This window comes from Tistrella bauzanensis (genome assembly GCF_014636235.1).
Lineage (GTDB): Bacteria > Pseudomonadota > Alphaproteobacteria > Tistrellales > Tistrellaceae > Tistrella > Tistrella bauzanensis.
This window is the reverse complement of record NZ_BMDZ01000007.1, coordinates 64,365-77,251: the sequence shown is the minus strand read 5'-3', so window position 1 is coordinate 77,251 and position 12,887 is coordinate 64,365. Positions and strand designations below refer to the sequence as shown.

Here is a 12,887-nt window from a genome sequence, read left to right as displayed (position 1 = left end):
GATGCGCCCCTTGCTGATCGTGATCGTGGTCATTCTGCTTGCCGTTGCCGGCGGGGGCGGCTGGTTGCTGTATCAGGCCGATCCGCTGGGCGTGCTCCACGGCATCAGATCATCGCAGCCGTCTGCTGTGGCGCTGCCCGTGTTCATCAAGCCGGAACCGGTCAGCGTGCCGATCTTCCGCAATGGCGTGGTGTATCGCTATCTGGTGATCAACATCATGCTGGAATTGGAGCCGGGGGTCAGCAGCGACGACATCGTCCCCGCGGTCGCGCGGATGAGCCCGGTCTTTGTCAACGCGGCCCATATCGTGGCGTCCGATGCGGCCCGATTCGGGCGTGAGCCGACCCTCGATGAGATCAAGCGTGGCCTGGCCGATGCCGCCAATGCGTGGTTTGGCCGCAAAGTCGTGCGCGATGTTCTGGTGCAGGGGACCAATGATGTCGCCGCACAGCGCCATGCAGGATGAAGCGCCGATCGGAGTGATAGCTGGTCGGGTCTCCTGCGCGGCGATCATAATCTCCCGAATGATGAAACGGCCGGAAGATGATGATCTTCCGGCCGTTTCATCATTCCGTCTTCTCCATCCCACCATCTTCTCCATCCCGGCGGGCTGATGCTTGCGGTGGTATTAAGAGCAGATGCGGGGCGCGTCGGATCAGCGTCGGCCGCCCATGCCACTGGGATTGCCGGGCCGGTTGGCGCTGTCTTCCGAGTTGAACCGGCCGATATTGCCGACGAACTGTTCAAGAACCGTCAACTCGTTGCCCGAGGTCGGGGTGACCCGGTCGACATAGCTGATGGTGCGCCCGTCATCGAGGCCGAAGCGCACGATATCTGCCAGCCGGCCATCATCGCCGAACCGCAGGCCAAGCACGTCCTGTTCGGTCACGTCGGCCGAATAGAACGCAATCGTGCTGGTGCGGCGCTGGATATAATACCAGGTATCCGTTTCGAAGGTGCCGGTGGTCGACGGCGCCCCCAGAATGGCCCGCACATCCTCGCGGGTCTGTTCACCCGGCCGGAGCTGGGCGATTTCATCGGTGGCCGGCATGAAGCCGTGGGTGCGCACCACGGGCTGGCAGGCGGCGAGGGCGATCGACGCCATCACCACCGCGGCCATGGACGCGGAGCGGAGAACGGGGCGGGCGATGGAGCGGCGCCGGGGCGCAGACCGGATCATCTTGGCGATGTCACCGTTGACGCTGTGGTGCGTCGCCGCCATAACCACCCCGACGATGTGTCGATGCGGATGAGGGATCCGGGCGCATCGGCCCGGCCGGATCCGAAACAAGGTGTCGGCTGCGACGGCCCGTCTGCTTACGGGCGGCCCAAGATTGCATTCCGCGGCGCGGGGTGTCAATCGGCCGACCGGGGTGCAGATCATCTGCCGGTGGCGAGCGAGCAACAGGAGGACACGGCCCCCATGTTTCTAGACAGGCTGTTCGGCCGGACGGGCCCGCGTGCGGCTGCCGAGGCCCAGTACGATACCGCGGTGGCCCAGGCCCGCTCGATGGTGTTTTATCGCGATCTCGGCGTCCCCGACACCGTCGACGGCCGTTTCGACATGATCGTGCTGCATGTCTTCATGATCCTGCATCGGATGAAGCGCGAGGGCGATGGCGGACGGCGCACCGGTCAGGCGCTGTTCGACCGGATGTTCGCCGATATGGACCGCTCGCTGCGTGAAATGGGTGTGGGTGACCTCAGCGTCGGCAAGCAGGTCAAGCGCATGGGAGAGGCCTTCTATGGCCGCGTGAAAGTCTATGACGCGGCCGTGGCGGCGGTGGCGGGCGATGGTGGCGCCGCATTGAACGAGGCGATCGCACGCAACGTCTTCGGTATCGAAGCCGCGGGTGCGGCCCGGCCGTCGGAGGCGACACTCCAGGCCCTCGCGGCCTATGTCATGGCCAGCATCGGCGTGCTCGACGCCATGGCGTCCCAGGACATCCTTGAGGGCCGCGTCGCCTTCGCCGCTGTCCCGGCGACCCGGGCCGATGCCGAGGATGCGTCCGACGCTGGTGAGGGCTGATCCCGGCACATGCCAGGCTACCCTGCCAAGACTGGCGGAGCGCCATTCAATAGGGTAGTGTGCGCCGCCACAGCCGCTTATGGCGGTTACCACCCATCTATCTGTTCCGACACGAGGATCTGCCGCCATGACCGGCCCAACCGCAGCACCTGGTCCGTCCGCAGCGCCTGGTGCGACCCCGGAATTCTCGCGCATCATCGAGATCGATGCACTCGATCCATCAGAGCCGCGTGTGTTTCGCCATTCAGCCGATGCGGCCGAATGTGCGGCGCTGGCCCGGCGTCTCGACCTGCCGGCGCTCAATGCCTTCGATGTCACGGTCGCCATCGGCCGGGTGCGCGGCGGTGCCCATATCGAAATTACCTTCTCTGCCCGGTTGATTCAGACTTGCGTCGTGACCAATCTACGGTTTGAGTCCACGGTCTCGGACACGGTGGCGGTGGATGCGTTGGCCGAACCGGAATATGGCCGGCGTCTGGCCGCCATCGATGCCGCCGAGCCCGGGGAGGCGCCCGAACCGCCGGAGCTTCTGGTGGACGGTCGGGTCGATGTGGGGGAACTGGCGACGGAATATCTGAGCCTGGCGATCGATCCCTATCCGCGGGGGCCCGAGGCGCCGGCGGAGGCGGTCGAACGTGAAGTCTTTGCCCTTCGGGCCGGCACGTCCGGGGGCGAAAAGCCGCGTGAGCATCCATTTGCGAAGCTGGCGGTTCTCAAGCAGCAGGGCGGGAAAGGACGGTCCGACGAGGACGGTTCTTCCGGATCTGCATGACACCGGACGTGAATTCCGGGAGAAGCCTTGCCATCGCGCCGGTTTTTCGCTAACTAAGCGCGCTATTCGGCTTGTGCCCGTCACCGTACCGAAAAGTCCCATCCTGAAAGGCGAAGACTATGGCCGTCCCCAAGAAAAAGGTCTCCAAGTCGCGGCGTGACATGCGTCGTGCCCATCACGCGCTCACCGCCACCAACGCGAACGAGTGCCCGAACTGCGGCGAGCTGAAGCTCCCCCATCATGTCTGCGGCTCGTGCGGCTTCTATGACGGCCGTGACGTCGCGACGGAGGCGGCGGCCGGCTGACGCCGGTCGATGCCTTTGGGTATCGGTACGTGGCGTCGGGCCGGTCCAGGCCCGGCGAAAGGCGCGGAGGTGAGGTGGCGTTGTCCGGTGATGTAACCATCGCACTCGATGCGATGGGCGGCGATCAGGCACCAAAGATGGTGGTCAAGGGCGCCGCCATTGCGCTGAAGCGCTATCCCGGCCTCCGGTTCCTGATGGTCGGCGACGAGCCGCGGCTGCGTGCGCTGATGAAGCGCCGCAAGAAGCTGCTCGCCGCGACCGTGTTTCTGCACACCGACGAGGTCGTTCCCGGCTCGATGCGGCCGTCGGTGGCCTTGCGGCAGGGGCGCAAGTCCAGCATGGGGCTGGCGCTTCGGGCCGTGCGTGAAGGCCGGGCGCATGCCGCGGTCTCGGCCGGCAATACCGGTGCGTTGATGGCGATGGCGCGGATGATGCTGGGCATGCTGCCTGGTATCGACCGCCCGGCCATCGCCGCCACCATGCCGACATTGCGCGGCGAAACCGTGGTGCTGGATCTTGGTGCCAACACCGAATGCGACGTGCGCAACCTGATCCAGTTCGCGATCATGGGTGAGCTGTTTGCGCGCATCGTGCTCGGGTATCAGAATCCCAGTGTCGGCCTGTTGAATGTCGGCGAGGAAGAGGTCAAGGGGCTGGAGGCCGTCAGGGAGGCAGCAGCCCGCCTGAAGACCATCGATGGCATCCGCTTCCATGGCTTCGTGGAAGGCGACGATATCGCCAAGGGCACGGTCGACGTCGTGGTGACCGATGGCTTTACCGGCAACATTGCGCTGAAGACGGCGGAAGGCACGGCCAAGCTCTACAGCCATTATCTGAAATCGGCGTTCCGCCGGTCGCTGCTGGCCCGGATCGGCTACCTCTTCGCCCGGGCGAGCCTGAAGGCGCTGCAGAAGCAGACCGATCCGCGTCATCACAACGGTGCCATGTTCCTGGGGCTGGGCGGCATCGCCGTCAAAAGCCACGGCGGCACCGATGCCTTGGGCTTCGCCAATGCGATCGGCGTGGCCTACGACCTGGTGGCGCACGGCTTCAACGACCGTATCAGTGGCGAATTCAAACGGATCGCGGCGGGCCAGATCGATGGCGCCTCCGTTCAGCAGAAGGCGGCTACGGCATGACGGTTATGCGCGCGCGCGTGCTCGGCGTCGGCGGCTATTTGCCCGCCAGGGTGTTGACCAACGAAGACCTGTCGAAGATGGTCGATACCTCGGATGAATGGATCCAGGAGCGGACCGGCATTCGCGAGCGCCGCATCGCCGCTCCCGACGAGTTGACCTCGACGCTGGGGCTGCATGCCGCACGTGCGGCGCTGGCCAATGCCGGGATCGATGCGCAGGAGGTCGATCTGATCATCCTCGCCACATCGACCCCCGACGAGACCTTTCCTGCCAGCGCCACCAAGATCCAGGCGGCGCTGGGCATCACCCGCGGTGCCGCCTTCGATCTTCAGGCGGTGTGCGCGGGTTTTGTGTTCGCGCTCTCGACCGCCGACAATTTCCTGAAGAGCGGCCAGTTCCGGACCGCGCTGGTGATCGGCGCCGAGACCTTCTCGCGCATCCTGGACTGGAAGGATCGTGGCACCTGCGTGCTGTTCGGCGACGGCGCCGGTGCGATGGTGCTGCGTGCCGAGGCCGGCGCGGGGACCAATGCCGATATCGGTGTGCTGTCGACCCATCTGTTCTCGGATGGTCGACATCATGACGCGCTCTATGTCGATGGTGGCGTCTCGTCCACCCAGACCGCCGGCCATCTCAGGATGGAAGGCAAGGAAGTGTTCCGGCACGCGGTCGTCAAACTGGCCGACAGCGTGACCGAGGCGCTGACCGCCAACGGCCTGACCGCCGACGACATCGACTGGCTGGTGCCCCATCAGGCCAATGCCCGGATCATCATCGGCACCGCCCGCAAGATGGGCCTGCCGATGGACCGGGTGGTGATGACGGTCGACCGCCACGGCAACACCTCGGCCGCATCCATCCCGCTGGCGCTGGCGGAGGCGGCCGCCGATGGCCGTATCCAGCCGGGGCAGGTGGTGCTGGTCGAAGCCATCGGTGGTGGTCTGTCCTGGGGGTCGGCGCTGATCCGCTGGTAATTGTCCATCATGGCCGGCCGGGCCCTGTGCCTGCCGGTGACGCAGACGGCCCCCGGGCCGTCCCCCGCATTTCGACAATGACACAACCGCGTGTCGCAAGGCCCTGAAGCGCAAGGCGTTTGACAAGCTTGTCCGCCATGGCGCATAAACAGGGTGAAGCTGCGCGCGCAAGTATTTGAGGACAAGACGATGGCACGCACCGTCACTCGCGCGGACCTGGCCGAGGCGGTCTATCAGGAAGTTGGTCTGTCGCGGCACGAATCCGCTCAGCTGGTCGAGGCGGTGCTGGCCGTTGTCTCGGACAGTCTGGTCGAAGGCGACACGGTCAAGATCTCGTCCTTCGGCACGTTCGCGGTGCGCCAGAAGGGCGAGCGCGTCGGGCGTAATCCGAAGACCGGCGAGGAAGTTCCGATCCTGCCGCGCAAGGTGCTGGTGTTCCGGGCCTCGAACGTGCTCAAGGACCGTATCGGCAAAAGCCTGATCGATGTCGACGACCTTGAGGAAGATCTTGAGGACGCCGAAGCCTGACCAGCGGATCGGCATTGTGGACATCAGGGTGAGATGGAGGCGTTGACGAGATGACCGACACCACCGCCAATGATGGCGAACGGCGGCGCGGCGGCGGCAAGGCGCCGGGCGCGTACCGCACCATCAGCGAGGTGGCGGAGGAGATCGACGTCCCCGCTCACGTCCTCAGATTCTGGGAAGGCAAGTTTCCCCAGGTGAAGCCGCTGAAGCGGGCAGGCGGCCGGCGCTATTACCGGCCCGAGGACGTGGTGTTGCTGCGCCGTATCCGCAGCCTGCTCTATGATGAAGGCTATACCATCAAGGGTGTGCAGAAATTGCTGCGCGAGGGTGGTGTGAAAGCGGTGGCCGAGCGGGTCGAGGCTGGCACCGCGGGAACCGCGGCTCAGGATCCCGATCTGCTCGATGCCCTGGCAGCACGTCTCGATCGTGACGGCGATGATGTCGACGATGCGTCGGATGGCGACGAGGGCGGCGACGAAGATGATGCCGGGCACGACGATATCGACCTGGATGACGTCGACGATCCCGACGACATCGGCGATGACGGCCTGATCGCCGCCGCCGCCGATGACGCGCCGTCCCCGGCCGACCTGGCCGCTTCGCCGACCACCATTGCTGCACAGGCCGCGCCGCCGGTTGTCGCTGTGCCTGTGGCCGGCCTCGCCGATCTGTCGGCCGCCCGTATCCGGGCTCTGCTGGCGGAAGATGAGCGACGCCAGGGGCTGATGCGCGAGGCCTTGGCCCATCTGGAGCGGGCGCGTGCGTTGCTGCATGGCGAGGACGAGGCCGCCACCGCCGACGGACTTGTGGATGGCGATGTGGCCGGCACCGACGAAAGTTTTGCCGAAGATGTTCTGGTGATCGAGCTTCCGGGCGAAGGTGCCGGTGCATCCGGTACCGCTGGCGGCGCGAAGCCGGCAGACGGCCATGAACAGGTTCAGGCGGCAGATGAAGCCACCGCTGAAACCATCGGAGATGACACGACGTCCCCGGACGTCGATGGCGAGCGCGGGCGGGATGGGGTGGCCTGAATTTTTCAGGCCGTAACCTGTCGCAGAAGGGTTGCGCGGGATGATCCGGTTGGATATAGTCCGCGCACTTCGCAGGGGGCAGTCAAATGCCCCCAGGAAGATCGGTCGGAGCGTGGCGCAGCCTGGTTAGCGCACTAGTCTGGGGGACTAGGGGTCGGAGGTTCGAATCCTCTCGCTCCGACCATTTCTTCTCTTGGCATCATCTTCCCCGGATGATGCCCGCAGACGGCGAAGTCTGCATCATTCGACGGCCGCGGCCCTGCACAGGGTTCGCGGCCGTTGTGCTTTGGGGCTTGTGTCTGGTTCAATGCCGGCCGGCAGGCGGCCGGCAAGGGGTCGGGAGCGGCGGACAGAGGGGATGCGTCGGGTATGCGGAAGCCGGATCTGGATGCGGTGGTGGTTGGTGCCGGTGTCGTCGGGCTGGCGGTGGCCGAGCGCCTGGCGCGTGCCGGCCGCTCCGTGGTGGTGCTGGAAGCCGGTCCGCGGTTTGGTGAGGGCGCCAGCAGCCGGAATTCGGAAGTGGTGCATGCGGGGCTGTATTACCCGCCGGGCAGTCTGAAGGCCGTATGCTGTCTGGATGGTCGTGATCGGCTGAAGGCCTTCGCCGCTGCAACCGGCGTCGGCTATCAGGCGGTGGGCAAGCTGGTGGTCGCCGCCACCGCCGACGAGGCACCGCGGCTGGATGCGATCCTGGCGCGGGCTCATGCCAATGGTGCGACCGAAGTGCAACCGGTGTCGGCGGTTGCGGCACGGACGCTGGAGCCGGCGCTGGCGGTCCATGCCGCGCTGTTGTCGCCCGCCTCGGCGATCATCGACAGCCACGGCCTGATGGCGGTGTTGCTGGCGCGGCTGGAGGCCGCTGACGGCATGCTGATCACCCGCACCCCGGTGATCGGCGGCCGCGCGGATGCTCAGGGCATCCGCATCGCCACCGGCGGCGACGACCCGGCCGAGATCACCTGCGACATCCTGGTCAATGCGGCCGGGCTGGGCGCGCCCGCCTTGTCGCGGGCGATCGAGGGACCGGCGGCGGCTGCGGTCACACCGCCCCTGCGGTTCGCCAAGGGTAATTATTTCCGCCTCGATAGCGGCCGGCCGCCGTTTCGCCGGCTGATCTATCCGGTGCCCGAGGCCGGCGGCCTTGGTGTGCATCTGACACTGGATCTGGCCGGGCAGGCCCGGTTCGGGCCGGATGTCGAATGGGTCGACGACCCGGCCGATCTGGCCGTGGATGCCGGCCGGGCGCCACGGATCGCCGAGGCCATCCGGCGCTGGTGGCCCGCCATGCCCGACGTGCCGCTGGTGCCGGATTATGCCGGCATCCGGCCCAAGATCGTGAGCCCGGGCGAGGCGGATGCCGATTTCCGGATCGATGGTCCGGCAGATCACGGCGTCGGCGGACTGGTCCATCTGCTGGGGATCGAAAGCCCGGGGCTGACCGCGGCACTGGCCCTGGCCGAGCGTGTGGCGCTGGTGCTGGGCGTCATGTCGCCTGAAATATGACGGGCGGCGGCGCACGGCTTTCCCCGGCGCGCGTCCCGGCCTATTCTTCGTTCATCCACATGGGGTCGATGGCGTGGGGGCCGTGATGGCTGACCTGAGACATATACTGCTGGCGGAAGACGAGCCGGATCTGCGCGAACTGGTGCGGATCTCGCTGGCGGTGGTCGGCGGGCTTGAGGTGACGGTCTGTGAAGACGGGGCCCAGGCCCTGGCGGCTTTCGATGCCGTCCGCCACGACCTGGTGGTGCTGGACGTGACCATGCCGGGCATCGACGGGCCCGAAACCCTGGCACGGCTGCGCCGTCTGCCCGGCGGTGAGCGGGTGCCGGTCGTATTTCTCACCGCCCGCCAGCAGCCTGAGGACAATCTGGCCTTTCTGGCGATGGGGGCGCTGCACGTGATTGGAAAGCCGTTTGATCCCATGACCCTGGCCAATCATCTGCGTGTTCTGTGGGAACAGGCCAGTGTGGCAGGAGAGGACGCGTGACCGATAAGCTTGAGACAGCCATGGCCACGGCCGGCGACATCATCGCGACACTGACCGAGGAATTCCGCCAGGGCCTGCCGGCACGGCTCGATCGGGTGCGTGGCGGATTGATCGGCTGGCGGGTGTCGGGCGATCGCGAGGCGCTGGAGGAGGCCGAGCGCGCGACCCATTCCCTGGCCGGGGCCGCGGGCAGCTTCGGCTTTCCCGGTATCGGCGATGCCGCGCGTATCCTGGAGCGGCTGCTGGAGGCGGCGCAGGCCGGCCGCCCCGATGCCGGCGCCATCGATCATGCCATCGGCCATCTGCAGGCCGCCATCGACACGGCGGCAGGCGCGCCGGTGGATACCGCCGGGTCCGACATGTCCATGCAACCACCGGCCACAGGGCCGGACATCGCATCCGGGGGCGGGTTGGATATACGGGCCCGGTCGGACGGCGACCAGCCGATGGTGGTCTACATCACCTGTGGCAGCCGCGACGAGGCGACGGCCATCGGCCGGGCGCTGGTCGATGAGCGGCTGGCAGCCTGCTGCAACCTGATCGCCGGCATGACCGCGATCTATCGCTGGCAGGGCGCGATCGAGACCGGATCGGAGGTGGTGCTGCTGGCCAAGACCGTCGATCGCCTGGTTCCGGCGCTGACAGACCGTGTGCGGGCGCTGCACAGCTATGACCTGCCAGGCATCTCGGCCTGGCCGATCACCGGCGGCAATGCGGACTTCCTGGACTGGATCGCCGCCGAATGCCGTGCATGACAAGGCGGTCCGGTGCATGATCGGTGGATGGGGTCAGTGAGCGGAGCAGGCATGAGCGGACGGCAGATCACGATCTGGGACTTCGGTGTCGAGACGGTCGAAGCGCCGCATGTGCCACCGGCCGTCGATGCTTTCGATGATCTGGCCGACTGGGCACCGGTGTCGTGGCCTGACGCCGGCACCACCGCCGGCGACCTGTTCCCCGAAGCACCGCGCTTCCGCTTCCGGCTGGACGACGCCGCGATCGCTGCCGCGTTTCCGCACAGCCTGCATCGCGACCTGATTGCCAGCGCCGGGTTTCAGCGGCTGCGCGACGTATCGTTTCTGGGCGTGATCGACCGGCTGTTTCATCCCAATGGCCGGCCGTCCTTCGTCCGCCACAACCGCTTTCATCACTCGCTGGGCGTGGCGCTGCTGGCGGTAAGCTATTGCCGGATGGCGGCGGCGGCACCGCGCGACCGCGACATCCTGATCGCGGCGGCGCTACTGCATGATGTCGGCCACGGCCCGCTGTCGCATACGCTGGAGCCGGTCTTCGCCGACCGGTTCGGGATCGATCATCACGCGGCGACCGCGGCGATCATTCGTGGCGAGGTATCGCTGGGCCTGGACATCCGCGCGGCTCTCGACCGCCATGGTATCGATCCCGACGAGGTGGTGGGGCTGATCGCCCGCCGGTCCAGCCGTCCCCACGCCCATCTGTTCTCGGGCCCGATCAACATCGACACCATCGATGGCATCTGCCGGGCCAATACCTATCTGCACCGGGCCCCGGTCGATGCCCATCCGCTGATCTCGGTGCTGGCGCTGGCGCGGGTCGATCGGGCCGGCGTGCGGCGGCTCGACGGGTTCTGGCGGCTGAAGGAACAGATCTACGAGACCTTCATCTATGGCGATGTCTGCCGCTCGGCGGATGCGCTGGTCCAGCGCCATGTCGACAAGACCATCGATCGCTATCGGCCCGAGGATTTCTTTCTGTCGGAACGGGCATTGCTGGGGCGTGCCCGCGACCTTCAGACGCTGATCACCATCCTGGTCGGTCATATCCACGCCGATTTCCGGGCCGCGCGTGCCGCGGCGGCGGCTGGACGGCGGCGTGGCGCGCCGGCGCCGGTGCCGACGATGGAGACAGTGATGGGGCGCGAGCGTCGCTTCACCATCGAACCCGATGTGGTGCTGGACAGCCCGGAGGCCTATGCCCGGCGGTATCGTGAGATCAAGGCCCGGCGGAGGCGGCCGCTCTATGGCCTGTCGGCCCTGGCCGCGATCGCAGGCGATGGCGGGGGCCGGCGCCAACATGATCTGTTCGCCGCCGCATGATCGCCGGCGACCCGGCCGTGGATGGCTTGGCACACGACTGGACCGCGCTCACCGATACCGCCCCGCATCTGGTGCGGCTGCGCCGACGGACCGAGGATCTGCTGTCCGGTCTGGCGGCGGCGCTTCCGGCCATGCCGGTGCTGGACGAGGACGACCTGTTTCGCGATGCCGACACCGAGCGGCCGCCGCCGGCAGCCGGTCTGGGTGTGGTGGTCTGTGGATCCTATGGCCGTGGCGAGGCCGGACCGCAGGCGGATTTGGACAGCTATGTGCTGTATGATCCGCGAGACGCTGCCGGAAGGCGCGGCGACGGTTGCGCGTTGGCCGCGCGGCAGCTGGCCGGGCGCGTGCATCGCGCGGCCGCAATCGCCGGCATTCGCCAGCCCGCCGATGGCGGAGCCTTCGAGGCCACGCAATCTGCCGACGCGCTGATCAACACCATCGGCGGGGTCGAGGATGGCAACCAGATCACCACCCGCCGGCTGCTGATGCTGCTGGAAGGCCGCGCCCTGGCCGGAGCGCCGGTGTTCCGTCGCGGCCTGGACGGGCTGATCGCGACTTATGTGCAGGATCATCACGGCCGCGACGATCCGGCGACCTTTCTGCTCAACGACGTGATCCGTTATTACCGCAGCATCTGCGTCGATTTCGAGATGAAGACGCGGGGTGCCGCCGCCAAGGGCTGGGGCCTGCGCAATGTGAAACTGGTGTTCTCGCGCAAGCTGCTCTATGTGTCCGGGGTCGTCGCCGCGGGGGAAACGGCGGGGCTGGACGTGCCGGCCAAGCGCGCGCTGCTGTCGCGGCTGCTGGGCCGGCCGCCGATCGACCGGCTGCTCGACATCTATGGCCCGGGCCCCCTGCTGCCGGCACTGGCCCGCTATGATCGCTTTCTTGCCGCCCTGGATGATCCCGTCAACCGGGCCGCCCTCGACGTGCCGCCGGCGGAGGCGCGCGGCCTGCCGCTCTATCGCATGCTGAAGGACGAGGCGGCCGGCTTCAGCCGCGATCTTCTGACGTTGATCAACAGCCGCTACCCGGCCGATCACCCGCTGCAATTGCGACTGGTGCTATAGGGCTGGTGCTATGGGGCTTTGCGTCGCCATGACCATGCGGCCGGCCGCCTGAGGTGGCCGGCGGCTGCATGAGCGCGGATCTACCAACCCTGCTCGGTCGGCAGAACGAAGAGTTCCGCGACGTTGACATGGCCCGGGGCCTGGAGCGCGAACAAGATTGTGTCGGCGATGTCCGCGCTCTGCAGGAAGGTCATCTGCCGGGCGAGGTCGTCCATCTGCTGGCGATAGCCGGGGTCGGTGATCTGATCATAGAGTTCGGTGGCGACGGCGCCCGGTTGAATGCAGGTGACGCGGATATTGTGTTTCTGCCCGATCTCCATGCGCAGTCCATCGGAGAATGCGGTTACCGCATGCTTCGTCGCACAATAGACTGACAGACCCTTGAAGATCTTGCGGCCGGCAATCGACGACGTGTTGAAGATGTGGCCAGAATGCTGCCTGATCATCTGTGGCAGAACCGCCGCGGTTGTGTTGAGAAGACCTTTGACGTTGACGTCGACCATGCGGTGCCATTCATCGGTCTTGAGCTGGTCAATATCGGAAAGCGGCATCAGACCGGCATTGTTGACGAGAATGTCGATCGAGCCGCAAGCATCGACGAGTGTCCTGACGCCGGCCTCGACGGAGGCGGGTTCGACCACATCCATCTCGATCGCCAGGGCATTGCCGCCCCGTTCCGCGATGTCGGCTTTCAGCGCATCCAGGCGATCGGTGCGCCGGGCCGCGAGGCCGACCGTTACGCCGGCCGCGGCCAGCCTTGTGGCTGTGGCTGCGCCGATACCGCTCGATGCGCCGGTAATCAGGGCGATTTTTCCGTTGACGGTCGTCATTGGTGTCTCTCCTTGTTGCAGGCAGGCCCATGCCGGGAGGAGGGCGGGCCTTCGCCTTCGACAGGAGGACATCTATGACGTCCCGGCTTTTCCATCTCGCGGGGGATTGCTCAAGCTGTCGGGGTTTTGCTCAATTGACGA

Annotated in this window: 14 protein-coding genes, 1 tRNA gene and 1 pseudogene; 14 read left to right on the top strand and 2 right to left on the bottom strand. The window is 66.6% G+C overall.

What is annotated here, in order from left to right; genetic code table 11:
* The first annotated feature begins 1 nt into the window (after position 1).
* On the top strand, positions 2-466 hold the full coding sequence (locus IEW15_RS05060; RefSeq protein WP_188575577.1) for a hypothetical protein: 465 nt from the start codon (positions 2-4) through the stop codon (positions 464-466).
* A gap of 189 nt (positions 467-655) precedes the next feature.
* On the opposite strand, the gene IEW15_RS05055 is transcribed toward IEW15_RS05060, so the two are convergent.
* A complete protein-coding gene (locus tag IEW15_RS05055) occupies positions 656-1,180 on the bottom strand; it encodes an outer membrane protein assembly factor BamE (protein WP_188575575.1) in 525 nt (174 codons plus the stop codon).
* Between the two features lie 243 nt (positions 1,181-1,423).
* Here IEW15_RS05055 and IEW15_RS05050 point away from each other — a divergent pair, with 243 nt between their 5' ends.
* The 13 genes and pseudogenes from IEW15_RS05050 to IEW15_RS04990 all read left to right on the top strand — a co-directional run bounded on the left by IEW15_RS05050 (position 1,424) and on the right by IEW15_RS04990 (position 11,916).
* Positions 1,424-2,029, top strand: coding sequence for a ubiquinol-cytochrome C chaperone family protein (locus tag IEW15_RS05050; RefSeq protein WP_188575573.1), 606 nt, complete (start codon positions 1,424-1,426; stop codon positions 2,027-2,029).
* 127 nt (positions 2,030-2,156) lie between these two features.
* Positions 2,157-2,801, top strand: coding sequence for a DUF177 domain-containing protein (locus IEW15_RS05045; RefSeq protein ID WP_188575572.1), 645 nt, complete (start codon positions 2,157-2,159; stop codon positions 2,799-2,801).
* Between the two features lie 119 nt (positions 2,802-2,920).
* Positions 2,921-3,106, top strand: coding sequence for a 50S ribosomal protein L32 (rpmF, locus tag IEW15_RS05040; RefSeq protein ID WP_188575570.1), 186 nt, complete (start codon positions 2,921-2,923; stop codon positions 3,104-3,106).
* A gap of 80 nt (positions 3,107-3,186) precedes the next feature.
* Positions 3,187-4,245 (top strand): phosphate acyltransferase PlsX, encoded by a 1,059-nt coding sequence (gene plsX / locus IEW15_RS05035; RefSeq protein WP_188575568.1) that lies wholly within the window; start codon positions 3,187-3,189, stop codon positions 4,243-4,245.
* Entirely contained in the window at positions 4,242-5,219 is a 978-nt protein-coding gene (locus IEW15_RS05030; RefSeq protein WP_306432585.1) for a beta-ketoacyl-ACP synthase III, read from the top strand. Before plsX ends, IEW15_RS05030 begins: the two co-directional genes overlap by 4 nt.
* A 189-nt stretch (positions 5,220-5,408) precedes the next feature.
* Positions 5,409-5,747 (top strand): integration host factor subunit alpha, encoded by a 339-nt coding sequence (locus IEW15_RS05025; protein WP_188575566.1) that lies wholly within the window; start codon positions 5,409-5,411, stop codon positions 5,745-5,747.
* Positions 5,748-5,797: 50 nt separating this feature from the next.
* A pseudogene (locus IEW15_RS26720) lies at positions 5,798-6,091 on the top strand (MerR family transcriptional regulator); the annotation flags it as partial.
* 793 nt (positions 6,092-6,884) lie between these two features.
* Positions 6,885-6,962 (top strand) — tRNA-Pro (locus tag IEW15_RS05015).
* 95 nt (positions 6,963-7,057) lie between these two features.
* A complete protein-coding gene (locus tag IEW15_RS05010; protein ID WP_372402772.1) occupies positions 7,058-8,281 on the top strand; it encodes an NAD(P)/FAD-dependent oxidoreductase in 1,224 nt (407 codons plus the stop codon).
* Positions 8,282-8,366: 85 nt separating this feature from the next.
* A complete protein-coding gene (locus tag IEW15_RS05005) occupies positions 8,367-8,768 on the top strand; it encodes a response regulator (protein ID WP_188575563.1) in 402 nt (133 codons plus the stop codon).
* Entirely contained in the window at positions 8,765-9,523 is a 759-nt protein-coding gene (gene cutA / locus IEW15_RS26465; protein ID WP_188575560.1) for a divalent cation tolerance protein CutA, read from the top strand. Before IEW15_RS05005 ends, cutA begins: the two co-directional genes overlap by 4 nt.
* 51 nt (positions 9,524-9,574) lie before the next feature.
* The gene (locus tag IEW15_RS04995) at positions 9,575-10,843 is read left to right on the top strand and encodes an HD domain-containing protein (protein ID WP_188575558.1); all 1,269 of its coding nucleotides are present in this window, start codon (positions 9,575-9,577) and stop codon (positions 10,841-10,843) included.
* Between the two features lie 17 nt (positions 10,844-10,860).
* Positions 10,861-11,916, top strand: a complete 1,056-nt coding sequence (locus IEW15_RS04990; protein ID WP_188575554.1) for a nucleotidyltransferase family protein — start codon at positions 10,861-10,863, stop codon at positions 11,914-11,916.
* 80 nt (positions 11,917-11,996) lie between these two features.
* On the opposite strand, the gene IEW15_RS04985 is transcribed toward IEW15_RS04990, so the two are convergent.
* Positions 11,997-12,746: an SDR family oxidoreductase gene (locus IEW15_RS04985; protein ID WP_188575551.1), complete on the bottom strand. Its 750-nt coding sequence runs from the start codon at positions 12,744-12,746 to the stop codon at positions 11,997-11,999.
* Between the last annotated feature and the right edge of the window lie 141 nt (positions 12,747-12,887).